The organism is Ferrimonas balearica, from assembly GCF_019802055.1.
Classification (GTDB): domain Bacteria; phylum Pseudomonadota; class Gammaproteobacteria; order Enterobacterales; family Shewanellaceae; genus Ferrimonas; species Ferrimonas balearica_A.
Window position 1 is genome coordinate 173,425 of record NZ_JAHVHW010000003.1, and the last position, 26,672, is coordinate 200,096.

Below are 26,672 nucleotides of genomic sequence, written 5' to 3' on the forward strand. Positions count from 1 at the left end.
TCGGTGCCCTTTTTGTTTGAAGCGGTATCAGCCCTTGGTCGGACGTCCCTTGGCGGGACGGGCGCGGTGCTTGTGCACGGCGCGGCGGATTTTGCCCGCCTTAAGGGTTTTCTGGCGTCGGGCGCCCAGCTTGTCCTGAGAGAGCAGAGTGCGGCTCTCACGATCCAGCCCCACCATGTCACGCAGGTAGTTCACCTGCTCCAGCGGCAGCTCAACCCAGCCACCACGAGGCAGGCCCTTAGGCAGAGTGATGTCGCCATAGCGGATCCGCATCAGACGGCTGACCTGAACTTCCTGGCTCTCCCACAGACGACGCACTTCGCGGTTACGGCCTTCGCTCAGTACACCGTGGTACCAGGTGTTGAGACCTTCACCACCAGCGGGCACCAAACGCTTGAACTGCGCCGTGCCATCTTCCAGCTCCACGCCGGTACGCAGGTTCTTCAGCATCTCTTCGGTCACCTCGCCGAAGACGCGGATGGCGTATTCACGCTCCACTTCCTGCGACGGGTGCATCAAACGGTTGGCCAGTTCACCGTCGGTGGTGAACAGCAGCAGACCGGAGGTGTTGATGTCCAGACGACCGACCGCAACCCAGCGGCTGTCGCGAACCTTGGGCAGGCGGTCAAATACGGTGGGGCGGCCCTGCGGGTCGGAACGGGAGCAGAGCTCTCCTTCCGGCTTGTAGTAAGCCAGCACCCGGCAGATGACGTCCTCTTCGGATTTCAGAGAAACCAGGTGTCCGTCGATACGGACCTTCAGTTCGGCACGCCCGTCCACACGGTCACCCAACTTGGCGACCTGACCGTCGATGCTGACACGCCCGGCAGCAATCATGGCCTCGATCTCACGACGGGAGCCATGGCCGGCACGGGCCAATACTTTCTGTAACTTTTCGCTCATTCAGATCTTCTTTAATGTACTTGTGGCTCAGCCTCAACCTGACCGGCGCTTAAAAGGGCGTCGAGTGCGCCCTCCTCTTCCAGCGGCGGCAGACTGGACAGGCTGTCCAAACAAAAGTAGTGCAAAAACGCATCGGTGGTTGCATAGAGGGCGGGCCGTCCCGGCACCTCCTTATGTCCTACCACCTTGATCCATCCCCTGTCCTGCAGGGTTCTCATGATATTGGCACTGACCGACACGCCGCGAACCTTCTCAATCTGTCCACGGGTTACCGGCTGGCGATACGCAATCAGCGCCAGGGTTTCCAGCAACGCTCTGGAGTAACGGGGTGCCCGCTCCTCCCACAAGTTCCCCAAGAAGGGGCTCAGGCTCTCCAGCGTCTGGAACCGGTAGCCACCACCCACCTTGACCAGTTGAACCCCCCGGGGCCGGTAATCCAGCTCCAGTTCATCCAGCATCTCGTTGATGCGGCCAATGGAAACGGCAAAGCCCGCCAGCACGGAGTCCTTGAGACCGCGAGCGGTCATCGGAGCGTCCGCCACAAAGAGTGCGGCTTCAATCAGCTGTTTCAGCTGTTCATCGCTGACTCGATTCATGCTCTTGCCCTAACGTGGATCTGGCTGCCCGGTGCGGCCTGTTGCAGCTCAATCAGCTGCTCCTTGGTCAACTCAAGAATCGCCAGAAAACTCACCACCACGCCCGCTCGCCCCTCTTCAGGCTCAAACAGCGCCTGAAACGGCGTAAAGCGTTCCGTGGTCAGCATCTCCAGAATCCGGCTCATCCGCTCCCGGGTGGAGAGCACCTCCCGCTCAATGTGGTGGTGCTCAAAGTACTCGGTGCGCTGCAACACACTGCGCAATGCACCGAGCAACTCATCCAGGGAAACCTCCGGTGGAACCACCGCCGGCACCAGGTCGGCCGCTTTCTCAGCCTTGGCTCGCCAGAAGTCGCGCTCCTCGCGGGGGCGGTCATCCAGCTCGGTCGCGGCGTTCTTGATCACCTCGTAGGCCTGCAGCTGTTTGATCAGCAGGGCTCGGGGGTCCTCCTCCTCCTCGCCCTCGTCCATCTGGCGTGGCAACAGGAGGCGGGATTTGATCTCCGCCAGGGTTGCCGCCATCACCAGATACTCAGCCGCCAGCTCAAACTTCATGGTTTCCATCAGGGCGATGTAGTCCATGTACTGGCGGGTGATGGTCACGATAGGCAGATCCAGGATATCCAGTTTCTGCTTACGGATCAGGTACAACAGCAGGTCGAGCGGGCCTTCAAAGGCCTCAAGAATCACTTCAAGCGCTTCCGGCGGGATAAACAGATCCGCCGGCCACTGTGTGACCGGCTCACCCCGGACCAGCGCAAGGGGCAAAGGCTGTTGGATCTGCGGTGAAGGTTCCATTCACATCCCAGAAGAAAAACACGCCATTATACGCAAGAGGCTTGCCCCTTGTCAGTGATTATTCGAAGGGGGTGGGGTCTCCCGCTCCCACCCGGACCACGACGCCCTCACCTTCGGAGAAATCAACCACCGTGGTCGGGCTTTCACCGAGGTAGCCGCCGTGCATGATCAGGTCCACCTGATGCTCCAACTTATCGCGGATGTCCTCGGGATCCGACTCCGCCAGCGTTTCACCGGGCAGGATAAGGGAGGTGGACATCATCGGCTCTCCCAACGCCTCCAGCAAGGCCAGTGCGATGGCGTTATCCGGCACCCGGATGCCGATGGTTTTGCGCTTGGCGTTGAGCAGGCGGCGGGGTACCTCTTTGGTGCCCTTAAACACAAAGGTGTAGGGTCCCGGTGTGTTGTTTTTCAGCAGGCGGAACGCGGCGTTGTCCACACGGGCGTAAAGGGACAGTTCGGACAGGTCCCGACACATCAGTGTGAAGTTGTGGTTTTCATTCAGTCGGCGGATGCGGCAGATCCGCTCCAAGGCCGATTTGTCGCCGATATGGCAACCCAGAGCGTATCCTGAGTCCGTGGGATAGACGATCACCCCACCCTTCTGGATCATTGCCACCGCCTGATTAATCAGGCGGGACTGTGGGTTTTCCGGGTGAACATAGAAAAATTGGCTCATAGAACGTCCTTAAACCCAGCCGAGATGATGCCAGACGCCGGGCTGTTCGGGGCGCTGAAGCCCCCGGCCCAACTCGATCCAGCGACCCGGCTGGTGAAAATCGGAACCGGCGGAGATCAGCAGCTCGTGCTCCTCCGCCAGGCTCAACAGAAAGCGGCGTTGGTCGGGGGACTGCTGGCACCCCAGTGCCTCCATCGCCATGCCGCCTGCCGCTTTAAACTCCCCTAGTAATTTACGCAACCACTTGTTGGAAAGCGAATATTTCCCCGGGTGAGCCAGTACCGAAACGCCGCCAGCCTGATGAATCACGCTGATCGCCTCCTCAATGCTGCACCACTGGGTTGCCACGTAGGCGCTTTGCCCTTTGCCCAGGTACTTATCAAACGCCGCCTGGGGTTGGCGAACAATACCGCGCTCCACCAATACCCGGGCAAAGTGACCCCGCCCAACGATGCCATCGCCCGCTTTGGTACGAGCCGCTTCGTAGGCCCCTTCAATGCGGCGCTTAGCCAGCTTTTCGCCGATGGCGATGGCCCGGGATTCGCGACTGGCCTGTTGCTGGGTCAGCAGTGCGGTCATCGCCGGATGGGTGACATCAAAGCCCAGCCCGACAATATGGATTTCAAAGCCGTGCCAGCGGGTGGAGATCTCTACCCCCTCAATCAGGCGCACCCCCTCCTGCTCAGCAACGGGCTGTGCTTCCAGCAGTCCGGCGGTGGTGTCATGGTCGGTGATGGCCAGAATCGCCACCTGCTGCAAAGCAGCGCGTTTCACCAGTTCACTGGGAGAGAGCGTGCCGTCTGAAGCGGTGGTGTGGCAGTGCAGGTCGATTTTCATGGGGCTCCTTGCTGTCAGAGCGCCATTGTACTTCACTCGATAAACAAAAACCCTATGGCGAAAATTCACCCTTGACAGGGGGGGCTGCGGGTCTGTAGCCTTCCGGTGTAAAGTTAAAACGTCAATTTTCTGGTACAGGTTTACACGGCATGTTTATCCGTCAGTTCAACAACATCGCATGGTGGTGGCACTCCCGAACATAGCGGGGGTACGTTGAGCTGTACCTAAAGAAAAGACACCGAATCTTTAAACCCGCTTTCGACAACCGAAAGCGGGTTTTTTCATATCTGGGGAATACGAAGCATGATCATCATCTTGAAACCCGGCGTCAGCGAACAGGATGCCAAGCAACTGGTTCAGAAAATTGAGTCCACCGGGTTGAAGCCACTCTATATGCCGGGTGTGGAGCGCACGGTTCTGGGCGCCATCGGCGATGAGCGCGTCCTGCAATCCCTGCATCTCGACAGTGACCCGAGAGTGGATGAGATCAAGCCGATTCTGTCCAAATACAAGCTGGTGTCCCGCGAGCTCAACCCGGTCGACAGCCATGTGATGCTGGGCCAGCATCTGGTGGGCGGCGGGCGCTTCACCGTTATCGCTGGGCCTTGCGGCGTAGAATCCCGGGAGCAACTGCTGGGTGTCGCGGAGATGATTCAGCAGCATCCCGTTGCGGCACTGCGCGGCGGTGCCTTTAAGCCCCGCACCAGCCCCTACAGTTTTCAGGGATTGGGGGAAGAGGGCCTGAAGTTGCTGAAAGAGGCCAATGCCAAAACCGGCCTGCCTACCGTTTCCGAAGTGGTGGATGCGGCAGATGCGGAACTGATGGCCCAATACGTCGACTGTCTGCAGGTGGGTGCACGCAACATGCAGAACTTCCGTCTGCTTGAAGCGGTGGGGAAACTGGGCCTTCCCATCCTGCTGAAGCGGGGCATGAGCGCCACCATCGAGGAGTTGCTTCTGGCCGCCGAGTACATCGTAAATGCGGGCAACCCCAACGTCATTCTCTGTGAACGCGGGATCCGCACCTTTGAGACCGCCACCCGCAACACCCTGGACCTGAACGCTGTCGCCTACCTGAAACGCAAAACCCATCTTCCGGTTCTGGTGGACCCCAGCCACGGTACCGGTGTCCGCGAACTGATCGCCCCCCTCTCCTACGCGAGCGCTGCGGTCGGCGCAGATGGCATCATTGTCGAAACCCACCTGAACCCTGCCGAGGCCTTGTCCGATGGACATCAGGCGCTGAATGCGGAACAGTTTGCAGACCTGATCACCGGCTTGCGCCCCTTTGTTGAAGCGGCAGGAAAAACCTTATGAGCCAGACGCTGTTGGCGGGCCAGGCCCGCACACTGACCACCGCAGCCCGCTACCACAGCGAGCCAGCCCAAGTGTTCCAGGCCCTGTGTGGCGAGCGCCCCCACACCCTGCTGCTGGAATCCGCTGAGATCGACTCCAAGGCCGACCTGAAAAGCCTGCTGCTGATCGACGCTGCTATTGAGCTGCGCTGCATCGGCCGCTCCGTGACCCTGACCGCGCTGTCGGTCAATGGCGAGCAACTGCTGCCCTTTCTCGCAGAGCAACTTGCTCAGTTCAGCCCGGTACTGACTGACTCCGCCCTGGCAGTGACGATCCCCGAGTTGCCCTCCGGTCTGGATGAGGACACCCGGCTGAAAGCCCCCTCTCCGCTGACGGTATTGCGCACAGTGCAACAAGCCATCCAGTCCGACGACGCACTGGCGGAATCGATTCTGCTGGCCGGCAGCTTCGCTTTTGACCTGGTCGCCAGTGTTGAGCCGCTGCCCGCTGTGGCCGAAGGCGCCAACACCTGTCCGGACTTCCTGTTCTACCTTTCCGAAACCGCACTGGTGCTGGATCACCAGGCCCGCACCGCGCGCCTGATTGGTGCGGTGTTTGGCGGTGACAAAGCGGATGCCCTGGCCAACGATAAGCGACAGCGACTGGCGGCCCTGGTAAACCGCCTTGAGCAGGCACTGGATCCCCTCCCTCAGGACACACCAACAGCGGAGCCGGTGGCGGTGAACCAGAGCGACGAGGCATACTGCGCCATTGTCGAGGATCTCAAGGAACACGTTCGCGCCGGTGACATCTTCCAGGTGGTCCCCGCCCGACGGTTCTCCCTGCCCTGCCCCTCTCCCCTCGCCGCCTATGGCCGTCTGCGTCAGCTCAACCCCAGCCCCTACATGTTCTTTATGCGCGCCGCCGACTTCACCCTGTTTGGCGCCTCCCCGGAAAGTGCCCTGAAATATGACCGTCTGACCAACCAGGTGGAGATCTACCCCATCGCCGGAACCCGCAAGCGGGGCAAAAAGGCCGATGGCAGCATCGACCACGATCTGGACAGCCGTATCGAGCTGGGTCTGCGCCAGGATCAGAAGGAGCTGTCAGAGCATCTGATGCTGGTGGATCTGGCCCGCAACGACGTGGCTCGCATCAGCCAGCCGGGTACCCGCAAGGTCGCTGACCTGCTGAAAGTCGACCGCTACAGCCACGTGATGCATCTGGTGTCCCGGGTGACCGGCCAGCTGCGTGACGATCTGGATGCGCTGCACGCCTACCAGGCCTGCATGAACATGGGCACCCTGACCGGCGCCCCCAAGGTGAAGGCCGCCCAACTGTTGCGACTGGCAGAGGGTGAGCGCCGGGGCAGCTACGGCGGTGCGGTGGGTTACCTCAATGGCCGGGGTGATATGGACACCTGCATCGTGATCCGCTCCGCACTGGTGGCGGACGGCATCGCCCACGTTCAGGCGGGTGCCGGTGTGGTGTATGACTCCGACCCCCAGTCCGAAGCGGATGAAACCCGAAACAAAGCCCAGGCGGTTCTGCGCGCCATTGGAGGTGAAGCATGATCCCGGTCACCCTGCTGGATAACTTCGACTCCTTTACCTGGAACCTGGTGGACCAGTTTCGCGCCAACGGCCACCCGGTGACCGTCTATCGAAACGACATCGACGCTGAACGGCTGGCGGAGAAACTGCTAAGCCAGGAGGAGGCCGGCGTGCTGGTGCTCTCCCCAGGTCCCGGCGCGCCCCATGAGGCCGGCTGTATGATGGCGCTACTGGATAAGCTGGCTGGCAAATTGCCGATTCTGGGGATCTGCCTGGGCCATCAGGCACTGATTGAACACTACGGTGGCAAGGTGGGTCGCGCTGAACAGGTGATGCACGGCAAGGCCAGTGCCATGCGCCATGATGGCTCCAGCCTGTTTGAGGGTCTGCCGAATCCGCTCAGCGTCGCCCGATATCACTCTTTGGTAGGCCAGGTGATCCCCGATTGCCTGCACGTTCCCGCCGAGGTGGACGGCATGACCATGGCCGTAGTGCATCCGGAGCACCGCGCCGTCGGCTACCAGTTCCACCCGGAATCGATTCTGACCGAGCATGGCGCTGCCCTGCTCAGCCACACCCTTTTGCTTTTGACCGAGGATCGCCCCCTATGCTGACCCCGACCCAGAAAATGATGGCCCAACTGTTTGATGGCCAGCCGCTCAGCCGTGAGCAGGCCAAAACCCTGTTTGGCTACGTGGTCACCGGCCAGATCAGCGATGTGGAACTGGCCTGTGTCCTGACCGCCATGAAGCTTCGCGGCGAAAGTATTGAAGAGATCACCGGCGCCGCCGAAGCGCTGCGTGCCGCGGCCAAGCCGTTTCCCCGTCCGCAGGGCGATCTGATTGACATCGTCGGCACCGGCGGCGATGGCGCCAACACCATCAACATCTCCACCACCGCCACCTTTGTTGCGGCGGCCGCGGGTGCCAAGGTGGCCAAACACGGCAGCCGCAGCGTCTCCTCCAAATCCGGTGCGTCCGACCTGCTGACCCAGTTCGGCGTCAACCTCACCATGAGCCCGGAGCAGTCCGCTCAATGTCTCGACCAACTCGGCGTCACCTTCCTATTTGCGCCGCACTACCATGCTGGCATGCGCCATGCCGTGCCGGTTCGTCAGGTGATGAAAACCCGTACCCTGTTTAACCTGCTGGGTCCCCTCATCAACCCGGCCCACCCCAACCGCATGCTGCTGGGGGTGTACGATGCGGCGCTGGTGCGCCCCATCGCTGAGGTGCTGCACTCGCTGGGTGTGGAGCGGGCACTGGTGGTGCACGGTTCCGGCCTGGATGAACTGGCAATCCACGGCGACACCCTGGCGGTTGAGCTGAAGGACGGCGAACTGGTTGAGCAGCGCTACACCCCGGCGGATCTTGGCGTAGAGCGCTACGAACTTGCCGACATCCGCGGTGGCGAGCCGGAGGAGAACAAAGCGATCTCCGAAGCGCTACTGGGCGGCGGCGGCACTCCGGCACAGCGTGCTGCTGTGGCGGTGAACGCGGGCGCCGCGCTCTACCTCTCGGGTCAGGCCGACACCATCAAGGCGGGCACTCAACTGGCGCTGGCCACCCTAGACAGCGGCAAAGGTCTGGCACTGCTGCGTGAGTTTGCGGAGGCCAGCCAATGAGCCTTGCCGGAGTAAAACAGACTGACACGGTGCTGGATAAAATCGTCGCCACCAAGCCGGCACAGATTGCAGCACTCGCGGAACGCTACGGCGATCTGCTCAACACCCGGGCGGCGCCCTCTGAGCGCAGCCTGTTCGACGCGCTGAGGTCCGGCCCCACCGGCTTTATTCTTGAATGCAAAAAGGCCAGTCCCTCCAAGGGGCTGATCCGGGCCGACTTTGACCCGGTCGCCATCGGCAAAGTGTATGACCGCTACGCTGCGGCCATCTCGGTGCTGACCGATGAGCAGTTTTTCCAGGGCGACTTTGAGTATCTGCGGGCGGTTCGTGAGGCGGTCTCGGTGCCGGTATTGTGCAAAGACTTCATCATCGACCCTCGCCAGTTGCGTCTGGCCCGTCATCTGGGTGCCGATGCCGCGCTGCTGATGCTTTCGGTACTGGATGACGAGCTCTATCGCGAACTGGCCGCCGAAGCCGAGTTGCTGGGGCTGGATATTCTGACCGAGGTCAGCAACGCGCCGGAGATGGAGCGTGCCATCGCACTGGGGGCCAGCATCATCGGCATCAACAACCGGGACCTGCGGGACCTTTCCATCGATCTGGCCACCACCGAACGTCTGGCTGGGCAAGCGCCGGCAGACCGGGTGGTGATCAGCGAATCCGGCATCTACACCCACGCTCAGGTGCGTCGACTGGCCCCTCACGCTGACGCATTTCTGGTGGGCTCAAGCCTGACGGAACAAGCGGACGTTGATCTGGCCTGCCGTCGCCTGATCTACGGTCCCATCAAGGTGTGTGGGCTGACTCGTCCGGAGGATGCTAAAGCGGTCGCTGCGGCGGGTGCCAGCTATGGCGGCCTGATCTTTGCGGCCAAGTCCCCCCGCTGCGTCTCCCAGGAGCAGGCGAAAGCGGTATGCGATGCAGCCCCGCTTCAGTTTATCGGTGTCTTTGTCAACGAAGCACCGCAGCGGGTGGCCGAACTGGCCAACGCTCTGGCACTGCATGCGGTTCAACTGCATGGCAGTGAGGATGACGCCTACATCAACGAGCTGCGACCACAGCTCGGTAATACACAGATTTGGAAAGCGGTGAAACCGGATGCCAGCAACGCCGTCAGCAATGCCGACCGCATCCTTTATGACAGCGCCAATGGCAATCAATTTGGCGGCACCGGGCTCACCTTCGACTGGAGTCTGGTGGGCGGCGAACGTGCCGACGCCATGCTGGCGGGCGGTCTGGGCCCCGACAACATTGAGGATGCCGCCAACGCAGGCTTCTATGGGCTGGACATCAACTCCGGCGTTGAAGACGCCCCGGGCATCAAGAACAGCAACAAGATCACGACCTGTCTGACTGCGGTACGTCAGTACTGAGCCGGGCACAATAACAGAGAGAGCATCATGACCATTCTCAACCCCTACTTCGGTGAATTCGGCGGCCAGTACGTGTCGCAGATCCTGGTTCCGGCGCTGAACCAGCTCGAAGCCGCCTTCGTCGAGGCTCAACAGGACCCGGATTTTCAGCGGGAGTTTACCGACCTGTTGAAAGAGTATGCCGGTCGCCCGACCGCGCTGACCCTGACCCGCAACTTCAGCCCCAACCCACTGGTGAAGATCTATCTCAAGCGGGAAGACCTGCTGCACGGCGGCGCCCACAAGACCAACCAGGTACTGGGTCAGGCTCTGCTGGCCAAGCGGATGGGCAAAAACGAAATCATCGCGGAGACTGGTGCTGGCCAGCACGGCGTTGCCAGCGCGCTGGCCTGTGCCCTGCTGGGCCTGAAGTGCCGGGTTTACATGGGCGCCAAGGATGTGGAGCGTCAGAGCCCCAACGTCTTCCGCATGCGCCTGATGGGGGCAGAAGTGATTCCGGTGCACTCCGGCTCGGCCACCCTGAAAGACGCCTGTAACGAGGCGTTGCGTGACTGGAGCGCCAACTACGACAAGGCCCACTATCTGCTCGGCACCGCCGCTGGCCCTCACCCCTTCCCCACCATTGTGCGCGAGTTCCAGCGCATGATCGGGGAGGAGACCAAGGCCCAGATCCTGGAAAAGGAAGGCCGTCTGCCGGATGCGGTGATCGCCTGTGTCGGCGGCGGCTCCAACGCCATCGGCATGTTCGCTGACTTTATCGAGGAGCAGGATGTCGATCTGATTGGTGTTGAGCCCGCCGGGCACGGCATTGAAACCGGCGAGCACGGCGCGCCGCTGGCTCACGGCAAGCTGGGGATCTTCTTCGGCATGAAAGCGCCGTTGATGCAGAACGAACACGGCCAGATTGAGGAATCCTATTCCGTCTCCGCTGGCCTGGACTTCCCCTCTGTCGGTCCGCAGCACGCACACCTCGCCGCCATCGGCCGCGCGCAGTACCCCTCCATCACCGACAATGAAGCCCTTGAGGCGTTTCAGCGTCTGGCGCGCTGTGAAGGGATCATCCCCGCACTGGAATCCGCCCACGCTCTGGCCCACGCCTATAAGATGGCGGAAGCGGCCACCGAAGAGACCCTGCTGGTGGTGAACCTGTCCGGCCGGGGCGACAAAGACATCTTTACCGTACACGACATTCTGGAGAAGGAAGGCAAGCTATGAGCCGCTACCAACGCCTCTTTGATACATTGAACGCCCGCGGCGAAGGCGCCTTTGTTCCCTTTGTGACCCTGGGTGACCCCAACCCCGGCGACAGCCTGGCCATTATCGAAGCGCTGATTGCCGGTGGCGCGGATGCACTGGAACTGGGCTTCCCATTCTCCGATCCCGCTGCTGACGGCCCGACCATTCAGGAGGCCAACATCCGGGCTCTGAACGCGGGCACTACGCCGAACCACTGCTTCGAGATGCTGGCCACCATCCGGGCGCGTCACCCGGATCTCCCCATAGGCTTGCTGGTGTACGCCAACCTGGTATTTTCGCCGGGCCTGGACACCTTCTACCGCCGCTGCGCAGAGGTTGGGGTGGATTCCGTACTGGTGGCCGATGTGCCGGTGCAGGAAGCGGGCCCCTTTATTGCCGCAGCAAAAGCCGCCGGTGTCGCCCCCATCTTTATCGCGCCACCCAATGCCGACGAAGCGACGTTGAAAGCGGTGGCCGAGGCGGGCGAAGGGTACACCTACCTGCTCTCCCGCGCTGGGGTAACCGGCACGGAAACCGCTGCTGGCATGCCGGTGGATCACCTGCTGGACAGCCTGAAGCGCCATAACGCGCCGCCGGCAGTACTGGGCTTCGGCATCGCCGAACCCGAGCAGGTGAAAACCGCCATTGTGGCCGGAGCCGCGGGCGCAATCTCCGGCTCTGCTGTGGTGAAGCGGATTGCCGAGCACCACCATCATCTGCCAACGCTGGTGGCGGAACTGACCGAGTTTGTGCAGAAGATGAAAGCGGCCACCCGATAACGCTTCGTCCAGAGAAAACGCCACGCGTCTCCCAAGGGGGACGCGTGGCGTTGTTGTATGGAACCTTTCTCCCTCACCTGTTGACCAATGCCACAACGGTCATCGTCACAGACAAATCCCGCAGGCTTGAGTACACTCACGCCATTAGGTTCTCCACCGACATAGATAAAGAATGAAGCAACTTATCGATTTCCTGCCACTGCTGGTGTTTTTCGCGGTCTACAAGTTTTACGGCATCTTTGCGGCTACCGGCGCCATTGTTGTGGCCACTGCGGTGCAGCTGGGCCTGATGTACGCCCTCTATCGCAAGGTGGAGAAGATGCACCTGGTCACCTTCGGCTTGCTGCTGGTGTTTGGTGGCGCCACCGTGCTGTTCCACGACGACGCCTTTATCAAATGGAAGGTCACCATCGTTTATGGCCTGTTTACTGCCGCCATTCTGATCAGTCAGTGGATGGGTAAACCGGTGATCAAATCGATGCTGGGCAAGGAGATCACCCTGCCCGACAGGATCTGGACCAGTTTAAGTTACGCCTGGGCGGTGTTCTTCCTGTTCTGCTCCGGCCTCAACCTCTATATCGCCTTTAACCTGCCCCAGGAAACCTGGGTGAATTTCAAGGTGTTTGGCCTGATGGGGATGACTCTGGCGTTCATTGTCGCCACCATCGCCTACCTCTATAAGCATCTGCCCAAAGAGGACCAGTCCTCCAAATGATGCGAACGGCCCTTCGGGGCCGTTTTCTTTTCCTGGCCCGCCCCACCTCCGTGATCAGGATCACGCGTCGTATATTAAAAAGACGATCCCCTCACCAAAACACGAAAAAACCTCACCGGGCTTGAGCGCCTCTCTGGTTCCCCCCGCCCCGGCTCTTTATAGTACGCGACCCGAAATATTGGTTTGACCATTAACCCAAGCCCGTTTCCGTGTCGATCCTGGGCTCAGCGAGTAACCCGATGAATCGTGCTGTAAAGATCCTGCTTGCAGGTGTCTGCATCAACCTTGTCATGGGCGTACTGTACGCCTGGAGTATCTTTTCCAAAGCGCTGCAAACCGAGCTGGGCTGGTCCAGCGTTGACGCCGGTATGCCTTACTCTGTCGCCGTGATGGTGTTCGCTTCCAGCCTGCTGGTGTCCGGTGTACTGCAGGACCGCATGGGTCCGCGCCGTATGGTGATCCTGGGCTGCTCCATGGTCGCTGTTGGCCTGCTGCTCTCCTCTTTCGCCACCACCCCGCTGATGCTGGTTCTGACCTTCGGCGTACTGGTGGGTGCGGGTATCGGCTTCGGTTACGCCTGTCTGAGCCCCTCTGCCATGAAGTGGTTCCACCCCTCCAAGAAGGGCCTGGTGAATGGTCTTATCGCGGGTGGTTTCGGTATGGCTCCGCTCTACCTGGCGCCGCTGACCACCAAACTGATTGAACAGTTTGGCATTAACAACGCCTTCCTGTTCCTGGGCGCGGGCGCTCTGCTGATCGCCGTTCCCCTGGCGTTCACCATCGTAAACCCGCCTGCAGGTTACACTCCGGCCGCTCCGGCGAATCTGGATGGCAAAGCCAAAGCCACCGCCAACGCCGACATGAGCTGGCGCCAGATGCTGAAAACCCCGCAGTTCTATATGCTGTGGGTGATGTTCTGCTTCGCCGCTTCCGCGGGCCTGATGCTGATCGGCAACATCACCAGCATCGCTGCCCTGCAGGGTAACCTGACCAACGCGGCGTTCCTGGTTGTGGTACTGGCCATCTTCAACACCGCTGGCCGCATCGTGATGGGCATCCTGTCCGACAAGCTCGGCCGCAGCCAGACCCTGCTGCTGGTGTTCCTGATCCAGGCCGGTAACATGCTGCTGTTCCCGACCCTGACCACCGAGTGGGGCTTTGTACTGGGTGCCGCACTGGCGGGCATCGGCTACGGCGCACTGCTGTCCGTATTCCCCTCCATCACCGCCGACTACTACGGCCTGAAGAACTACGGCTCCAACTTCGGTGTGCTCTACACCTCCTGGGGTGTTGCTGGTTTCATCGGTCCGGTTATCGCTGGCTACGTGGCGGGCGCCTATGGCTCTTACGCCATCGCCTACACCGTATCCGCCGTGATGCTGGCCGTTGCCGCCATCCTGGCCGTGGTGATCAAGCCGGTGAAGAACGAAGTGGAAAGCGCGGAAGCCACTGTGGCCACCGCCTGATCCCCGCTTCGAAAAAAGCCCGCCAATGGCGGGCTTTTTTGTGCCTTGGAGCCGTGGTTCCGCCATGGTAAGGTCATCCGCACTCAAGCCAACAGGAAACAACATCATGTGGTATATGATCTGCTCCACCGACGTGGAAAACAGCCTGGAAAAACGCCTGGGCGCACGCCCCGCTCACCTCGCCCGCCTGCAGCAGCTTCAGGATGAAGGCCGTCTGCTGACCGCAGGCCCCTTCCCTGCCGTTGACAGCGAAGACCCCGGCGCGGCGGGATTCACCGGCTCTCTGGTGGTGGCTCAGTTCGACTCCCTTGAGGCGGCAGAAGCCTGGGCTGCAGCAGATCCCTATATCGACGCTGGCGTGTACAAGAAATCCGTCATCAAACCCTTTAAGAAAGTGTTCGGCTAATGAAATTTGTCTCTTTCAACATCAACGGATTGAGAGCGCGCCTCCATCAACTGGAAGCGCTGATTGAGAAGCACCAGCCGGATGTGATTGGTCTCCAGGAAACCAAGGTTGATGATCCCCAGTTCCCGCTGGAAGCGGTGGAAGCGATGGGTTACCACGTGGCGTACCACGGCCAGAAAGCCCATTACGGGGTGGCGATGTTGACCAAACAGAAGCCACTGGCCGTTCAGAAAGGGTTTGCTACGGACGACGACGAAGCCCAGCGACGGATGATCATGGTCACCGTCGAGGATGGCGATGGGCAGCCGGTGCATGTGCTTAACGGCTATTTCCCCCAGGGGGAGAACCGTGACCACGAAACCAAGTTCCCCGCCAAGCGCCGCTTCTATGCGGACCTGATGACTCACCTGTCATCAGACCGCCAGGCGGATGAACAGGTCGTGGTGATGGGCGACATCAACATCAGCCCCACCGATCTGGACATCGGTATCGGCGAAGTGAACGCTAAGCGTTGGCTGAAAACCGGTAAATGCTCCTTCCTGCCGGAGGAGCGGGAGTGGCTCGCGACTCTGCTGAACTGGGGCCTGACGGACAGCTTCCGTCACCTGAACCCGGAAGAGTCACAAACGTACAGCTGGTTTGATTACCGCTCCCGGGGCTTCGATGACAATCGAGGGCTCCGTATCGATGTGATTCTCACCTCGGCACCGCTGACCGGTCGCCTGGTGGAATCCGGAGTGGATTACGAGTTACGCGGTATCGAGAAGCCGTCGGACCACGCTCCCATCTGGACCACCATCCGTTAATGACACGGGCTGCTTCGGCAGCCCGTGTTACTTTCTTACGCCAAATCGCTCCAGCCTGAAATTGAATGACAGTCTGCGGGGCCCCATCTCCCTGCTGCCCCATCACTTGCGCGTGATGCCTGCATAAGAAACGCCCAAAAACCTCAACATATTCATCGTAACCACCACCGACTTACAGCAGAACTCGACTTTTTTTAACATCAAATCAGACGTTTCTGTAAGTTTCAGATCAACAAAAGAGTCCCGTCTCGGTTGTCTGTGCGCCGGATCATATTTTGCCTTGCTGTCGCTGGTAGGATGCAGGCGCTACTGATATCAATATCTCCCGTCTGGTGGCGCCCTGCTTAGGCCGCAATCAGGTTCACGACCTTCTTGGGCCCTTTTTATCCATTGAGCAAAGGAAAAAGATAATTATGAGTCACGCTCAATTGAACAAGATCATGCAGTGTGTGGAAATTTTCCGCGAGGTGTACAGCGAAATTCCGCCCCAGACTTGTCTGATGTTTATGCAGGTATGTCAGGAAGAGGGTTGCTCCATCAAGGAGTTGCAGGAGCGTTTCGAAATGTCCCAGGCCAGCGCCAGCCGCAATGCCCGATTGCTCTCTGACCGGGTTCACTCCGGCCGCAATGGACTGGGACTGGTGGAACTTCGTGTGGATGAGCAGGACTACCGCATCAAGCGCGCCTTCCTGACTGAGCGCGGACGGGAGATCCGCGACCGTCTCGAATCACTGATGCACTAAGTCACGCACAGTACAAACAAAAAGCAGGCCGATGGGCCTGCTTTTTTTATTACCGGAAGTCAGCGCTCAAGCACGCCGACGCAGCGAGAACAACACAAACACCACGCCACTGAGCGCCAGTGACGGCACAATGGCGTGCAGTCCGAGGGGTTTAACCCCTGCGGTGGTCCAGTAAAGGAACAGTGCCAGGCCGGTGAGCATCGACAGAATAGCTCCACGGGCATCCGCGCGTGACCAGAACAGACCGAGGACCAAAGGCCAGAGGAACACCACCTGAAGCGCGCCCAGCGAGGCCAGGTTCAGCCACACAATCATATCCGGCGGATCCAGCGCTAAGACCCCGCAAAGCAACGTCAGGCCAACGGTCGAGGAGTAGCTCAGCGCCTTTTGTGCGCCTTCGGTCAGAGGACGCTGACGCTGCACCATATCGCGAACCAGGGTGGAACCCGCCTGAAGCAGCATGGAGTCCACGGAAGACATCACTGCCGCCATCGGCGCCGCCAGCAGCAGGCCCGCCACCATGGGGGGGAACAGGGTCACCATCAGGGTCGGCATCACCTCGTCGGGACTGGCCAGGTCCGGCAACAGCGCGCGTCCCAATACCCCACTCAGATGGGGAAGCAGAATCACCACAGAGGAGACGGCGGTGCCCAGAATCATCGCCCGTCGCAGCGCCCCCATATCCTTAACTGCCATGGTACGCAGCACCGTGTGAGGCAGCCCCAGTGTGCCGAGGCAGACCAGCACCCAGAAGGACATCAGGAACGGCCAGGAGAGAAATTCATCGGGACCATGTGGCTGCAGCAATCCGGGATCCTGCGCCGCAAGCGTGGTGGTCAGGTTCTCCATGCCACCGCCCTTAATCAGCAGGCCGATAAAGAGGGCGATCATGCCGAAGATCATCACCAGCCCCTGCAGGGCATCGGTGTAACTGACGGCACGGAATCCGCCCCAGAGGGTATAGATAAGAACGGTGCCAACAAAGATCGCCAGTGCCAGGCGGTAGTCCACACCGGTCATCACCGACAGCAGCCGTGCCCCACCGGTGAACTGCACCACCACCATCCCGACAAAGGCCGCCAGCAGGCTGATGCCCGCCAGCCACAACAGAGTCGGGCTGCGATAGCGCTGCTCCAGCACATCCAGAATGGTGACCGCCCCACTCTCTTTCGCCAGACGCCACAGTTTGGGCCCCAGCACACCGAGCGTCAGCAGGGCGACAGGCACCTGGACCATCGCCAGCAGTACCCAGCCCAAACCGAACTTGTAAGCGGCGCCGGGGCCACCAATAAAGGAGGACGCGCTGGTGTAGGTGGTCACCAAAGCCAATGCCAGCAGGGTTCCACCCATAAACTGGCCTCCCAGGAAGTAGCGTTGGGTAAAGCCACCATTGCTGGCCTGACGCGCCGCCGCGACCCGGGCAATCACCAGAGTGATCACCAGGTAGAGCAGAATCGGGATCAACAGTGAGAGGTCACCCACGAGTGCCTCCCAACCAGACAAACAGCAGAATTAGCAGCACCAGCGGTGCCGCAACACAGGAGAGCCAGAACCACAGGGGAAGGCCGAGCCAGAGGCCGGAACCTGAAAAGAACAGGGGGCCACAGAGCCATAAGACAAAATAGAGCAGTGTGAGGCTCAATGCCGCCAGTGTCAGCCTACTGGCCAGCTTGTTATCCATCATCGGAACGGGTCCATCGAGTTGCCAATGGGAAATGGGGGGACGATCCTAAGCAATCCGTCGCAAATTGCCAACATTTTGCACTCGGCAGTAAATTGGTATTACCATTAGAGGGCTCGAGTGTTCACAGAGTGCAAATTTGGGGTAAGGGCGTTCAAACCCTGTTCCAAATGGCGATCACGATCACTGCAACCCCCGGCATTGCATGAGTCCCGTCACAGTTTTCATGGAAATGCTGACCTGTTTGCAATTTCACCACCGCCCGCAATACAGCATTTGTGCCCTGTGTTACGCTCTAACCATGTTATTTGGTATGACCAATTGAACAGCTGAGAATTCAGTCTCTTGGTGGCCAGGAAACGACGCTCCCTGATGAGCGTGGCGACAACAGTGCGACGGAACACGCACCATACCCACAGCGGCGATATACTTCGCTAACGAATGCACTTTGGCGACGACGGACCTGGTTCCATGACCCAAAAGACCCGTTTGCATCATTCTCGGTTTTCCGCTCTGGCCACCCTGGCCGGGCCGCGTTGTGCCGTTTTACGGGCTCCTTTCTCCGTCGCCGGACACCTCTTCTCGACTTTCCCGTTCTCCGCACTGCGGAGCGCGCGCTTTGCCCTGGCCGCTTCTGGCCTGGACATGACCCTTTCCGGCCGCACATTGCGGCCACAACCGAATTATTTCGGATCCTAACGTGAAGGTAACTGTCATGACTGATAACACCGAACTGTTTGCCCAAGCCTGGAACGGCTTTGCCGCCGGCGACTGGAAAACTGAAGTCAACGTACGGGACTTTATCCAGAAGAACTACACCCCTTACGAGGGTGACGAGTCCTTCCTGGCTGGTGCCACTAAAGCCACCGACGCCTTGTGGGACAAGGTGATGGAAGGCATCCGCGTGGAAAACAGCACCCACGCCCCGGTGGACTTTGATACCGACCTGGTTTCCACCATCACCGCACACGATGCGGGCTACATCAACAAAGATCTGGAGACCATCGTTGGTCTGCAGACTGACGCCCCGCTGAAGCGCGCCATCATCCCCAATGGCGGCATCCGCATGGTGGAAGGTTCCTGCAAAGCGTACAACCGCGAGCTGGACCCGCAGATCTCCAAGATCTACTCCGAGTACCGCAAAACTCACAACGCCGGTGTGTTCGATGTATACACCCCGGAGATCCTGGCTTGCCGTAAGTCCGGTGTTCTGACCGGTCTGCCGGATGCCTACGGCCGTGGCCGTATCATCGGTGACTACCGTCGTGTTGCCCTGTACGGCATCGACTTCCTGATGAAGGACAAGCTGGCCCAATTCCACTCCCTGCAAGCGGACATGGAAAACGGCGTAAACCTGGAAGACGTAATCCGTCTGCGTGAAGAGATCGCCGAGCAGCACCGCGCCCTGGGTCAAATGAAGACCATGGCCGCCAAGTACGGCTTCGACATCTCCGGCCCTGCCAAGAACGCTCAGGAAGCGATTCAGTGGACCTACTTCGGCTACCTGGCTGCAGTGAAGTCCCAGAACGGCGCTGCCATGTCTCTGGGTCGTGTGTCCTCCTTCCTGGACGTCTACGTTGAGCGTGATCTGCAAGCCGGTGTTATCACCGAAGAGCAAGCTCAGGAGATGGTTGACCACTTCGTAATGAAGCTGCGTATGGTTCGCTTCCTGCGTACCCCTGAGTACGATGAGCTGTTCTCCGGCGACCCCATCTGGGCCACTGAGTCCGTTGGTGGTATGGGCCTGGACGGTCGTCCTCTGGTAACCAAGACCTCTTTCCGCTTCCTGAACACCCAGTACACCATGGGTCCGTCTCCGGAGCCGAACATCACTGTTCTGTGGTCTGAGCAACTGCCGGATGGCTTCAAGCGCTACTGCGCCAAAGTGTCCATCGACACCTCCTCCATCCAGTACGAAAACGATGACCTGATGCGTCCTGACTTCGCGTCTGACGACTACGGTATCGCTTGCTGTGTATCCCCGATGATCATCGGTAAGCACATGCAGTTCTTCGGTGCCCGTGCCAACCTGGCCAAAACCCTGCTGTACGCAATCAACGGCGGTGTGGACGAGAAGTCCAAAGCCCAGGTCGGCCCGAAAGACACTCCGATCACCGATGACGTTCTGGATTTCGATACCGTTTACGCCAAGCTGGACACCTTTATGGACTGGCTGGCCAAGCAGTACGTGACTGCCCTGAACACCATCCACTACATGCACGACAAGTACAGCTACGAAGCGGCCCTGATGGCGCTGCACGATCGTGATGTTACTCGTACCATGGCGTGTGGTATCGCAGGTCTGTCCATCACCGCTGACTCCCTGGCTGCCATCAAGTACGGCAAAGTTAAGCCGGTTCGTGACGAAAACGGCATCGCCGTAGACTTCGACATCGAAGGCGACTATCCGAAGTTCGGTAACAACGACCCGCGCGTAGACGACATCGCTTGCGAGCTGGTTGAAAGCTTCATGAACAAGATCCGTTCTCTGAAGACCTACCGTAATGCGGTTCCGACTCAGTCCGTACTGACCATCACCTCCAACGTGGTATACGGCAAGAAGACCGGTAACACTCCGGACGGCCGTCGCGCTGGTCAGCCGTTTGCTCCGGGTGCCAACCCGATGCACGGCCGTGACGAGTCTGGTGCTGTTGCGTCCCTGACCTCCGTGGCCAAACTGCCGTTTGCCCACGCGAAGGACGGTATCTCCTACACCTTCTCCATCGTACCGGGTGCGCTGGGTAAGGATGAGATGGGTCGTCGCGCCAACCTGGCTGCCCTGATGGACGGTTACTTCAAGCACACCGAGTCCCGCGAAGGTGGTCAGCACCTGAACGTGAACGTGATGAACCGTGACATGCTGGAAGACGCCGTGAAGCACCCTGAGAAGTACCCGCAGCTGACCATCCGTGTGTCTGGCTACGCCGTACGCTTCAACGCGCTGACTCCTGAGCAGCAGCAAGACGTGATTACCCGGACTTTCACTCAGTCCATGTAAGCACCGGGCGTCTCACGCTAAACTAGGGGCCTGCCCGCACTCGCGGCGGGCCCTTTTCTTTTTTGAGTGGGAGAGGATTATGGGCGTCATCGGACGCGTACATTCCTGGGAAACCTGTGGCACCGTTGACGGCCCGGGTATCCGCTTTATCGCCTTTATGCAGGGCTGCCTGATGCGCTGCCAGTATTGCCACAACCGCGATACCTGGGATCTGGAAGGCGGCAAAGAGGTCACCGTGTCCCAACTGATGGACCAGGTGATCAGCTACCGTCACTTTTTTGAGGCCAGCGGTGGCGGCGTTACCGCCAGCGGTGGCGAAGCGGTTCTGCAGATGGAGTTCGTCAAGGAGTGGTTCACCGCCTGTAAGGCGGAGGGTATCCACACCTGTCTGGACACCAATGGCCTGATCCGCAAGTACACTCCGGTGGTGGATGAGTTGCTGGACGTTACCGACCTGGTGATGCTGGACATCAAACAGATGGACGACACCATTCACCAAAACCTGGTGGGCGTATCCAATAAACGTCCGCTGGAGTTTGCCCAGCACCTGGCCAAACGGGGCCAGAAAACCTGGATCCGTTACGTGGTGGTCCCCGGCTTTACCGACGACGATGCCTCCGCGGAGCAACTGGCTCAATTTTTGGCACCGATGAAAAACGTCGAGAAAGTGGAAATGCTGCCCTACCACGAACTGGGCAAGCACAAGTGGGAAGCGCTTGGCGAAACCTACCCGCTGGATGGCGTAAAGCCTCCGCCGACAGAGACCATGGAGCGTCTCAAGGCGATTTTCGTCGCCCACGGCCTGAATGCCGTCTACTGAACCATCAAACGCCAGCCTTCGCTGGCGTTTTCTTTTTACACCATCGCGAACTTCCGCCCTGCCCTTTCCAGACCCGGTTTCACAAGCGACAATAGGGATATTCACATTGTCTCAACCTGGACGAGCTTTTGAACCTCCTGCTCTGCCTCGGCTTTCTGCTTCTTTTTTTGTGGGCTCTGAAATCGAGCGCGCTGGCACAGCGCTGGCGTGACCGTCGTTATCTGAATCTGGCTGCTCTCTGCGCGCTGGCCTTACTGGCTCTGTGGCGCATCCGCGCTGGCATCTACGAGGGGCTGGACCTGCACTTTCTCGGCCTGACGGTAATGACCCTGATGTTTGGCTGGCGCAGCGCCCTGGTGCTGGCCTCATTGGCGCAAGGCGCCCTGCTGATACTCGGGGTGGATGAGTGGCACAATGCCGCTGGGCTGTTCTGGCTGGGGGTCGCACTGCCGGTACTAACCAGTTTTGGCTGGCTCACGCTCTGTCACAACCTGCTGCCCCGTAACCTCTGGATCTACGTCTTTGTCGGCGCCTTCTTTAACGGTGTTCTCACCTTTGTTGTCCGCACCAGCGGGCTGGGGCTGTGGTACAGCACTCAATACGACTGGACGCTGGTGATGGACAACTATCTGATTCTGATCCCGCTGTTCATCTTCCCGGAAGCGATGCTCAACGGCTTCTCCACCACCATGATGGTGGTCTACAAACCGGACTGGCTGGCCACCTGGAATGAGCGGGAATATCTGACCGGTCCCAAATAACGACCAAAAGAAACGCTTTCAGTACACTAGTAGCGAGTGAGTTTACAAAAGCGGATTTCTCAATGTAATTCGTGCCAGGCAAACGGCTTCTACTATGTATTTTTGGTCTTACATCCGAAACTCTTAGGCGGGCTGCCAACGAGTTGCCACGGCGACAGCCGTCCACCCTCGCGGCGCCGAGCGGTAGCGACTGGGAATGAAGCCGAGGGCCAGGGAAGGCCCGAGTGGCCAGCCGAGCATGGAAGCGAGTCTGGCCAGAGCTGAAATGGGAAGGAGAGGGAGCGAGGGGTATTCGCCGCGCCGGAGGCAAAGGGGAGCCCAGAGGGGCAAAGCCCTTTTGGCGGCCGCCGGGCCGCTCCCGGCAAAGGCAGCAGAATCACCTTAACGCTAACAGCCAGAGGCTCCACGGAAAGTCTGCAATAAACAAAAAGAAACGCCGCCCATCTGGGGCGGCGCTCAGTCACGGCACGGCGGCCTTAAAGTTCACGCCAAAAGGCGGTGTCGAGGCGTTTGTACGCTCGGTCTAACAGACTCGCCATGTGCCGATAAGTTGAATGTGGCGCAAGCGGCGCGACATCGCAACCGGCAGCCACCAATTTTTCTCTTACTTCACCACACCAATGCAAAAGCGGCGCGGGCAGGGGTTGCTCAGAACGCCAACCGAGCCAATACAGCCCCTGCAAAGGCAGACTCAATATCAGCGCCGCCTGGGCCATGGCCAAAGGCAATATTTCTGCACCCAATTGGGCAAGTTGCACGGTCAAACTTACCCCGGCCACAACAGGCATCCAGGTGATGGCCATGCGCGTCGCACGGATCACCCGGTATTCGGGAAAATAGGCTGCCAAGGCTCGGTTTAATGGCCAAATCTTCATATAGCCACTGCCTTGACGCAGTCGAGTCATCCACTTCATCGGCTTATTACCAATCAGTTAGTGATACCAGTCACAGTTCAACCATCTACCTGACGGTAGCACAATTCAACCGGCTGTGTAATTGGGTAAAATGGTCAGACCTAGCCGGACAACTTGACAAAGCGACACGGTCGCAACGGATCGTCAGTTCGTGACACGGCCCGTAATGAGGCCCCGGCTATACTGTAAACTTTGTCAGGATTCCAAGGGCGACCGGTCTCTTAGAGCGTACTGGTCACCCACAATCTCATGCTTAGGTGTTGATAAAATGAGCAAACTTGTACTGGTTCTCAACTGTGGCAGTTCCTCTCTGAAATTCGCTGTCATTGATGCCCAAACTGGTGACGAGCATCTTTCCGGTCTGGCCGAGTGTTTTAACCTGGTAGACGCCCGCATCAAGTGGAAACTGGACGGTAACAAGGACCAAGCGGATCTGGGCGCCGGCGCTGCCCACCGCGAAGCCCTGGATTTCATGGTCAACACCATTCTGGCTAAGAAGCCGGAACTGGCCGAGCAGCTGGTTGCTGTTGGTCACCGTGTGGTACACGGCGGCGAGAAGTATACCCGCTCCATGCTGATCACCGATGAAGTGGTTCACGGTATCGAAGAGTGTGCCTCTCTGGCCCCGCTGCACAACCCTGCCGCTCTGATCGGCATTCGCGCCGCTCAAGCCTCTTTCACTGGTCTGCCTCAGGTTGCTGTGTTCGACACCGCTTTCCACCAGACCATGCCGGCTGAAGCCTACTCCTACGCCATTCCGCAGAAACTGTACCGCGAGCACGGCATCCGTCGCTATGGCATGCACGGCACCAGCCACCTGTACGTTTCCCGCGAAGCCGCCAAAGCGCTGGGCCAGGAGATCGACGAAACCAACGTGATCACCTGCCACCTGGGCAACGGTGGTTCTGTAACTGCCGTTCGTGGCGGTAAGTCTGTTGATACCTCCATGGGTCTGACCCCGCTGGAAGGCATCGTAATGGGCACCCGCTCCGGCGACCTGGATCCGGCCATCATCTTCCACCTGGTAGACAACCTGGGCTACACCCTGGAAGAGGTGAACAACATGCTGAACAAGCAGTCCGGTCTGCTGGGTCTGTCCGAAGTAACCAACGACTGCCGTGGCATCGAAGAAGGTTACGCCGACGGCCAGAAAGGCTGCACCCTGGCTCTGGAAGTGTTCTGCTACCGCCTGGCCAAGTACGTAGCCTCCTACACCGTACCGCTGAAGCGCGTTGACGCCATCATCTTTACCGGCGGCATCGGTGAAAACTCCGACCTGATCCGTAAGAAGGTTCTGGAGCACCTGGCCATCTTCGGCTACGAAGCGGACGACGAGAAAAACGCCGCTGCCCGCTTCGGCAACGAGGGCATCATCACCAAAGACGGCAGCCCGCTGGCCATGGTGATCCCCACCAACGAAGAGTTTGTCATCGCCTCCGACGCGCTGGCCCTGATCTAATACTCTCGAATCCTCGGGCTCCGCTGTTGCGGGGCCCGAATTCATTGTTTTGCGAGGAAGCATATGTCTCGTTCAATTATGTTGGTTCCGGTAGGTACTGGAGTCGGCCTGACCTCTGTCAGCATGGGTATGGTACGCGCACTGGAGCGTCAGGGCGTGAAAGTGAACTTCTTCAAGCCCATCGCACAGCAGCGCCCCGGTGATACCGGTCCCGAGCGCTCCACCACCATCCTGAGCACCTCTCCGACCATCAATCCGCCTGAGCCGATCGCCATGGAGTTCGCGGAGAAGGTGATCAGCGCCGGTGACACCGATGTGCTGCTGGAAGAGATCGTGGCTGCCGTTAAGCCGGTGGAAGCGGAAACCGAAGTGATGGTCGTGGAAGGTCTGGTACCGACCCGCACCCACCCCTTTGCCAACACCCTGAACGCCAACATCGCCAAAGCGCTGGACGCTGACATCGTTCTGGTTATCAACCCGGGTGCGGACACCGCCGCTCAGGTTCAGAACCGTCTGGAAGTGGCTGTGAACAACTTCGGCGGCAAGGACAACAAGCGCATCCTGGGCGCCATCGTGAACAAGATTGGCGCACCGGTTGATGAGCGCGGCCGTGCCCGCCCTGACCTGTCCGAAGTATTTGAACACGAAGGTGTGGTACGTGGCAGCCAGGCTGAAATGTTCCAGCTGTCCGCCAACAGCCCTGTGCCGATCCTGGGTGCCATCCCCTACAACCTGGGTCTGGTGTCTCCCCGAGCTTCCGACCTGGCCAAGCACCTGGGTGCCCGCCTGGTTAACGCCGGTGACATGCACACCCGTCGCCTGCGTCGCGTCAGCTTCTGTGCCCGCTCTATCCCGAACATGATTGGCCACCTGCAGGCCGACTCTCTGCTGGTGACCTCCGCGGACCGTGAAGACGTTGTCGTTTCCGTGTGTCTGGCAGCCATGAACGGCATGAAGCTGGGTGCCCTGCTTCTGACCGGTGGCTACGAGCTGGACGAGCGCGTTTCCCGTCTGTGTCAGCAAGCGTTTGACACCGGCCTGCCGGTACTGGTGGTGGACACCAACACCTGGCAAACCGCACTGAACATCCAGAACTTCAACCATGAAGTACCGCTGGATGATATGGAGCGCATTGAGGAAGTTCAGAACTTCGTGGCCTCTCACATCGACCGTAAGTTCGTAGAGAGCCTGTCTGACAACTCCACTCGTGAGCGTCGCTTGAGCCCGCCGGCCTTCCGTTACCAGCTGACCGAACTGGCCCGCCAGGCCGCTAAGCGCGTTGTGCTGCCGGAAGGTGATGAGCCGCGTACCGTTAAGGCCGCTGCCATCTGTGCCGAACGTGGCATCGCCAACTGCGTGCTGCTGGGCAACCCGGAAGAGATCCGTCGTGTGGCTGAGCAGCAGGGCGTGACCCTGGGCGAAGGCATCGAGATCGTGAACCCGGCCGACGTAATCGAAAACTACGTCGCCCCGATGGTGGAAATGCGTAAGGGCAAAGGCCTGACTGAAGTTGTGGCTCGTGAGCAACTGCAGGACACCGTTGTTCTGGGCACCATGATGCTGGCTCAGGACGAAGTGGATGGTCTGGTATCCGGTGCCGTACACACCACTGCCAACACCATCCGTCCGCCGCTGCAGCTGATCAAGACCGCTCCGGGCTCCTCTCTGGTCTCTTCCGTGTTCTTTATGCTGCTGCCTGACCAGGTTCTGGTTTACGGCGACTGCGCCATCAACCCGGATCCGAACGCTGAGCAACTGGCTGAGATCGCCATCCAGTCCGCTGACTCCGCCAAGGCCTTCGGCATTGAGCCGCGCGTTGCGATGATCTCCTACTCCACCGGCAGCTCCGGCGCAGGTGCGGATGTAGAGAAGGTGCGTGAAGCCACTCGCATCGCTCAGGAGAAGCGTCCTGACCTGGTGATCGACGGCCCGCTGCAGTACGACGCTGCCGTTATGCCGAATGTTGCCGCTTCCAAGGCGCCGAACAGCCCGGTAGCCGGTAAAGCCACCGTGTTCGTGTTCCCGGACCTGAACACCGGTAACACCACTTACAAAGCGGTACAGCGTTCTGCAGACCTGATCTCCATCGGTCCGATGCTGCAGGGCATGCGCAAGCCGGTGAACGACCTGTCCCGTGGCGCTCTGGTGGAAGACATCGTCTACACCATCGCCCTGACCGCGATTCAGGCCAACGCCTGATCCCGTCGGACAGCAAAAAGCCCGCCATTAG

Annotated in this window: 25 protein-coding genes; 17 read left to right on the top strand and 8 right to left on the bottom strand. The window is 59.6% G+C overall.

What is annotated here, in order from left to right; genetic code table 11:
* Positions 1 to 27: 27 nt before the first annotated feature.
* From rluB to rnm, 5 genes are read right to left on the bottom strand one after another with little or no spacing between them, the layout of a single operon-like run.
* Positions 28 to 903, bottom strand: coding sequence for a 23S rRNA pseudouridine(2605) synthase RluB (gene rluB / locus KUV52_RS00745; RefSeq protein WP_222524029.1), 876 nt, complete (start codon positions 901 to 903; stop codon positions 28 to 30).
* Between the two features lie 11 nt (positions 904 to 914).
* Complete coding sequence (scpB, locus tag KUV52_RS00750) at positions 915 to 1,499, bottom strand: SMC-Scp complex subunit ScpB (protein WP_222524030.1); 585 nt, start codon at positions 1,497 to 1,499, stop codon at positions 915 to 917.
* On the bottom strand, positions 1,496 to 2,296 hold the full coding sequence (locus KUV52_RS00755; protein WP_222524031.1) for a segregation and condensation protein A: 801 nt from the start codon (positions 2,294 to 2,296) through the stop codon (positions 1,496 to 1,498). Before KUV52_RS00755 ends, scpB begins: the two co-directional genes overlap by 4 nt.
* Before the next feature lie 58 nt (positions 2,297 to 2,354).
* Entirely contained in the window at positions 2,355 to 2,975 is a 621-nt protein-coding gene (locus tag KUV52_RS00760) for an L-threonylcarbamoyladenylate synthase (RefSeq protein ID WP_222524032.1), read from the bottom strand.
* A gap of 9 nt (positions 2,976 to 2,984) precedes the next feature.
* A complete protein-coding gene (gene rnm, locus KUV52_RS00765) occupies positions 2,985 to 3,812 on the bottom strand; it encodes an RNase RNM (protein ID WP_222524033.1) in 828 nt (275 codons plus the stop codon).
* A 303-nt stretch (positions 3,813 to 4,115) separates the two neighbouring features.
* On the opposite strand from rnm, the gene aroF reads away from it, so the two are divergent.
* The 12 genes from aroF to KUV52_RS00825 all read left to right on the top strand — a co-directional run bounded on the left by aroF (position 4,116) and on the right by KUV52_RS00825 (position 15,809).
* A complete protein-coding gene (gene aroF, locus KUV52_RS00770; RefSeq protein ID WP_222524034.1) occupies positions 4,116 to 5,129 on the top strand; it encodes a 3-deoxy-7-phosphoheptulonate synthase in 1,014 nt (337 codons plus the stop codon).
* Complete coding sequence (locus KUV52_RS00775; RefSeq protein WP_222524035.1) at positions 5,126 to 6,682, top strand: anthranilate synthase component 1; 1,557 nt, start codon at positions 5,126 to 5,128, stop codon at positions 6,680 to 6,682. Before aroF ends, KUV52_RS00775 begins: the two co-directional genes overlap by 4 nt.
* Positions 6,682 to 7,275, top strand: coding sequence for an aminodeoxychorismate/anthranilate synthase component II (locus KUV52_RS00780; RefSeq protein WP_222524071.1), 594 nt, complete (start codon positions 6,682 to 6,684; stop codon positions 7,273 to 7,275). Before KUV52_RS00775 ends, KUV52_RS00780 begins: the two co-directional genes overlap by 1 nt.
* On the top strand, positions 7,269 to 8,285 hold the full coding sequence (trpD, locus tag KUV52_RS00785; RefSeq protein ID WP_222524036.1) for an anthranilate phosphoribosyltransferase: 1,017 nt from the start codon (positions 7,269 to 7,271) through the stop codon (positions 8,283 to 8,285). The genes KUV52_RS00780 and trpD overlap by 7 nt, the downstream gene beginning before the upstream one ends.
* Positions 8,282 to 9,658, top strand: a complete 1,377-nt coding sequence (gene trpCF / locus KUV52_RS00790; protein WP_222524037.1) for a bifunctional indole-3-glycerol-phosphate synthase TrpC/phosphoribosylanthranilate isomerase TrpF — start codon at positions 8,282 to 8,284, stop codon at positions 9,656 to 9,658. The genes trpD and trpCF overlap by 4 nt, the downstream gene beginning before the upstream one ends.
* A 27-nt stretch (positions 9,659 to 9,685) precedes the next feature.
* Positions 9,686 to 10,873, top strand: a complete 1,188-nt coding sequence (trpB, locus tag KUV52_RS00795) for a tryptophan synthase subunit beta (RefSeq protein ID WP_222524038.1) — start codon at positions 9,686 to 9,688, stop codon at positions 10,871 to 10,873.
* Positions 10,870 to 11,673 (top strand): tryptophan synthase subunit alpha, encoded by an 804-nt coding sequence (trpA, locus tag KUV52_RS00800; RefSeq protein ID WP_222524039.1) that lies wholly within the window; start codon positions 10,870 to 10,872, stop codon positions 11,671 to 11,673. The genes trpB and trpA overlap by 4 nt, the downstream gene beginning before the upstream one ends.
* Before the next feature lie 172 nt (positions 11,674 to 11,845).
* Positions 11,846 to 12,388 (top strand): septation protein A, encoded by a 543-nt coding sequence (locus tag KUV52_RS00805; RefSeq protein ID WP_222524040.1) that lies wholly within the window; start codon positions 11,846 to 11,848, stop codon positions 12,386 to 12,388.
* A 239-nt stretch (positions 12,389 to 12,627) separates the two neighbouring features.
* Complete coding sequence (locus KUV52_RS00810; RefSeq protein ID WP_222524041.1) at positions 12,628 to 13,854, top strand: OFA family MFS transporter; 1,227 nt, start codon at positions 12,628 to 12,630, stop codon at positions 13,852 to 13,854.
* 106 nt (positions 13,855 to 13,960) lie between these two features.
* The gene (locus KUV52_RS00815) at positions 13,961 to 14,260 is read left to right on the top strand and encodes a YciI family protein (RefSeq protein WP_222524042.1); all 300 of its coding nucleotides are present in this window, start codon (positions 13,961 to 13,963) and stop codon (positions 14,258 to 14,260) included.
* Positions 14,260 to 15,066 carry an exodeoxyribonuclease III gene (xthA, locus tag KUV52_RS00820; protein WP_222524043.1) on the top strand — a complete coding sequence of 269 codons (807 nt, stop codon included), beginning with the start codon at positions 14,260 to 14,262 and terminating at the stop codon, positions 15,064 to 15,066. Before KUV52_RS00815 ends, xthA begins: the two co-directional genes overlap by 1 nt.
* Positions 15,067 to 15,479: 413 nt before the next feature.
* A complete protein-coding gene (locus KUV52_RS00825) occupies positions 15,480 to 15,809 on the top strand; it encodes a hypothetical protein (protein ID WP_222524044.1) in 330 nt (109 codons plus the stop codon).
* Between the two features lie 66 nt (positions 15,810 to 15,875).
* Here KUV52_RS00825 and panF read toward each other — a convergent pair whose 3' ends face one another.
* Positions 15,876 to 17,291, bottom strand: a complete 1,416-nt coding sequence (panF, locus tag KUV52_RS00830) for a sodium/pantothenate symporter (protein ID WP_222524045.1) — start codon at positions 17,289 to 17,291, stop codon at positions 15,876 to 15,878.
* Entirely contained in the window at positions 17,284 to 17,493 is a 210-nt protein-coding gene (locus KUV52_RS00835; protein WP_222524046.1) for a hypothetical protein, read from the bottom strand. Before KUV52_RS00835 ends, panF begins: the two co-directional genes overlap by 8 nt.
* Positions 17,494 to 18,205: 712 nt before the next feature.
* Here KUV52_RS00835 and pflB point away from each other — a divergent pair.
* From pflB to KUV52_RS00850, 3 genes are all read left to right on the top strand, one after another.
* Positions 18,206 to 20,488, top strand: a complete 2,283-nt coding sequence (gene pflB, locus KUV52_RS00840) for a formate C-acetyltransferase (protein ID WP_222524047.1) — start codon at positions 18,206 to 18,208, stop codon at positions 20,486 to 20,488.
* A 79-nt stretch (positions 20,489 to 20,567) separates the two neighbouring features.
* Positions 20,568 to 21,308, top strand: coding sequence for a pyruvate formate lyase 1-activating protein (pflA, locus tag KUV52_RS00845; RefSeq protein WP_222524048.1), 741 nt, complete (start codon positions 20,568 to 20,570; stop codon positions 21,306 to 21,308).
* A 128-nt stretch (positions 21,309 to 21,436) separates the two neighbouring features.
* A complete protein-coding gene (locus KUV52_RS00850) occupies positions 21,437 to 22,069 on the top strand; it encodes an energy-coupling factor ABC transporter permease (RefSeq protein WP_222524049.1) in 633 nt (210 codons plus the stop codon).
* 476 nt (positions 22,070 to 22,545) lie between these two features.
* Here KUV52_RS00850 and yfbV read toward each other — a convergent pair whose 3' ends face one another.
* The gene (yfbV, locus tag KUV52_RS00855; protein ID WP_222524050.1) at positions 22,546 to 22,983 is read right to left on the bottom strand and encodes a terminus macrodomain insulation protein YfbV; all 438 of its coding nucleotides are present in this window, start codon (positions 22,981 to 22,983) and stop codon (positions 22,546 to 22,548) included.
* Between the two features lie 268 nt (positions 22,984 to 23,251).
* Here yfbV and KUV52_RS00860 point away from each other — a divergent pair, with 268 nt between their 5' ends.
* Complete coding sequence (locus tag KUV52_RS00860) at positions 23,252 to 24,442, top strand: acetate kinase (protein ID WP_222524051.1); 1,191 nt, start codon at positions 23,252 to 23,254, stop codon at positions 24,440 to 24,442.
* Between the two features lie 63 nt (positions 24,443 to 24,505).
* The gene (pta, locus tag KUV52_RS00865) at positions 24,506 to 26,641 is read left to right on the top strand and encodes a phosphate acetyltransferase (protein ID WP_222524052.1); all 2,136 of its coding nucleotides are present in this window, start codon (positions 24,506 to 24,508) and stop codon (positions 26,639 to 26,641) included.
* The last annotated feature ends 31 nt before the right edge of the window (positions 26,642 to 26,672 follow it).

Excerpts from the sequence above, each read along its gene's own strand:
- rluB (WP_222524029.1), bottom strand. The coding sequence starts at position 903 with ATGAGCGAAAAGTTACAGAAAGTATTGGCCCGTGCCGGCCATGGCTCC.
- scpB (WP_222524030.1), bottom strand. The coding sequence starts at position 1,499 with ATGAATCGAGTCAGCGATGAACAGCTGAAACAGCTGATTGAAGCCGCA.
- KUV52_RS00755 (WP_222524031.1), bottom strand. The coding sequence starts at position 2,296 with ATGGAACCTTCACCGCAGATCCAACAGCCTTTGCCCCTTGCGCTGGTC.
- KUV52_RS00760 (WP_222524032.1), bottom strand. The coding sequence starts at position 2,975 with ATGAGCCAATTTTTCTATGTTCACCCGGAAAACCCACAGTCCCGCCTG.
- rnm (WP_222524033.1), bottom strand. The coding sequence starts at position 3,812 with ATGAAAATCGACCTGCACTGCCACACCACCGCTTCAGACGGCACGCTC.
- aroF (WP_222524034.1), top strand. The coding sequence starts at position 4,116 with ATGATCATCATCTTGAAACCCGGCGTCAGCGAACAGGATGCCAAGCAA.
- KUV52_RS00775 (WP_222524035.1), top strand. The coding sequence starts at position 5,126 with ATGAGCCAGACGCTGTTGGCGGGCCAGGCCCGCACACTGACCACCGCA.
- trpD (WP_222524036.1), top strand. The coding sequence starts at position 7,269 with ATGCTGACCCCGACCCAGAAAATGATGGCCCAACTGTTTGATGGCCAG.
- trpCF (WP_222524037.1), top strand. The coding sequence starts at position 8,282 with ATGAGCCTTGCCGGAGTAAAACAGACTGACACGGTGCTGGATAAAATC.
- trpB (WP_222524038.1), top strand. The coding sequence starts at position 9,686 with ATGACCATTCTCAACCCCTACTTCGGTGAATTCGGCGGCCAGTACGTG.
- trpA (WP_222524039.1), top strand. The coding sequence starts at position 10,870 with ATGAGCCGCTACCAACGCCTCTTTGATACATTGAACGCCCGCGGCGAA.
- KUV52_RS00805 (WP_222524040.1), top strand. The coding sequence starts at position 11,846 with ATGAAGCAACTTATCGATTTCCTGCCACTGCTGGTGTTTTTCGCGGTC.
- KUV52_RS00810 (WP_222524041.1), top strand. The coding sequence starts at position 12,628 with ATGAATCGTGCTGTAAAGATCCTGCTTGCAGGTGTCTGCATCAACCTT.
- KUV52_RS00815 (WP_222524042.1), top strand. The coding sequence starts at position 13,961 with ATGTGGTATATGATCTGCTCCACCGACGTGGAAAACAGCCTGGAAAAA.
- xthA (WP_222524043.1), top strand. The coding sequence starts at position 14,260 with ATGAAATTTGTCTCTTTCAACATCAACGGATTGAGAGCGCGCCTCCAT.
- KUV52_RS00825 (WP_222524044.1), top strand. The coding sequence starts at position 15,480 with ATGAGTCACGCTCAATTGAACAAGATCATGCAGTGTGTGGAAATTTTC.
- KUV52_RS00835 (WP_222524046.1), bottom strand. The coding sequence starts at position 17,493 with ATGATGGATAACAAGCTGGCCAGTAGGCTGACACTGGCGGCATTGAGC.
- pflB (WP_222524047.1), top strand. The coding sequence starts at position 18,206 with ATGACTGATAACACCGAACTGTTTGCCCAAGCCTGGAACGGCTTTGCC.
- pflA (WP_222524048.1), top strand. The coding sequence starts at position 20,568 with ATGGGCGTCATCGGACGCGTACATTCCTGGGAAACCTGTGGCACCGTT.
- yfbV (WP_222524050.1), bottom strand. The coding sequence starts at position 22,983 with ATGAAGTGGATGACTCGACTGCGTCAAGGCAGTGGCTATATGAAGATT.
- KUV52_RS00860 (WP_222524051.1), top strand. The coding sequence starts at position 23,252 with ATGAGCAAACTTGTACTGGTTCTCAACTGTGGCAGTTCCTCTCTGAAA.
- pta (WP_222524052.1), top strand. The coding sequence starts at position 24,506 with ATGTCTCGTTCAATTATGTTGGTTCCGGTAGGTACTGGAGTCGGCCTG.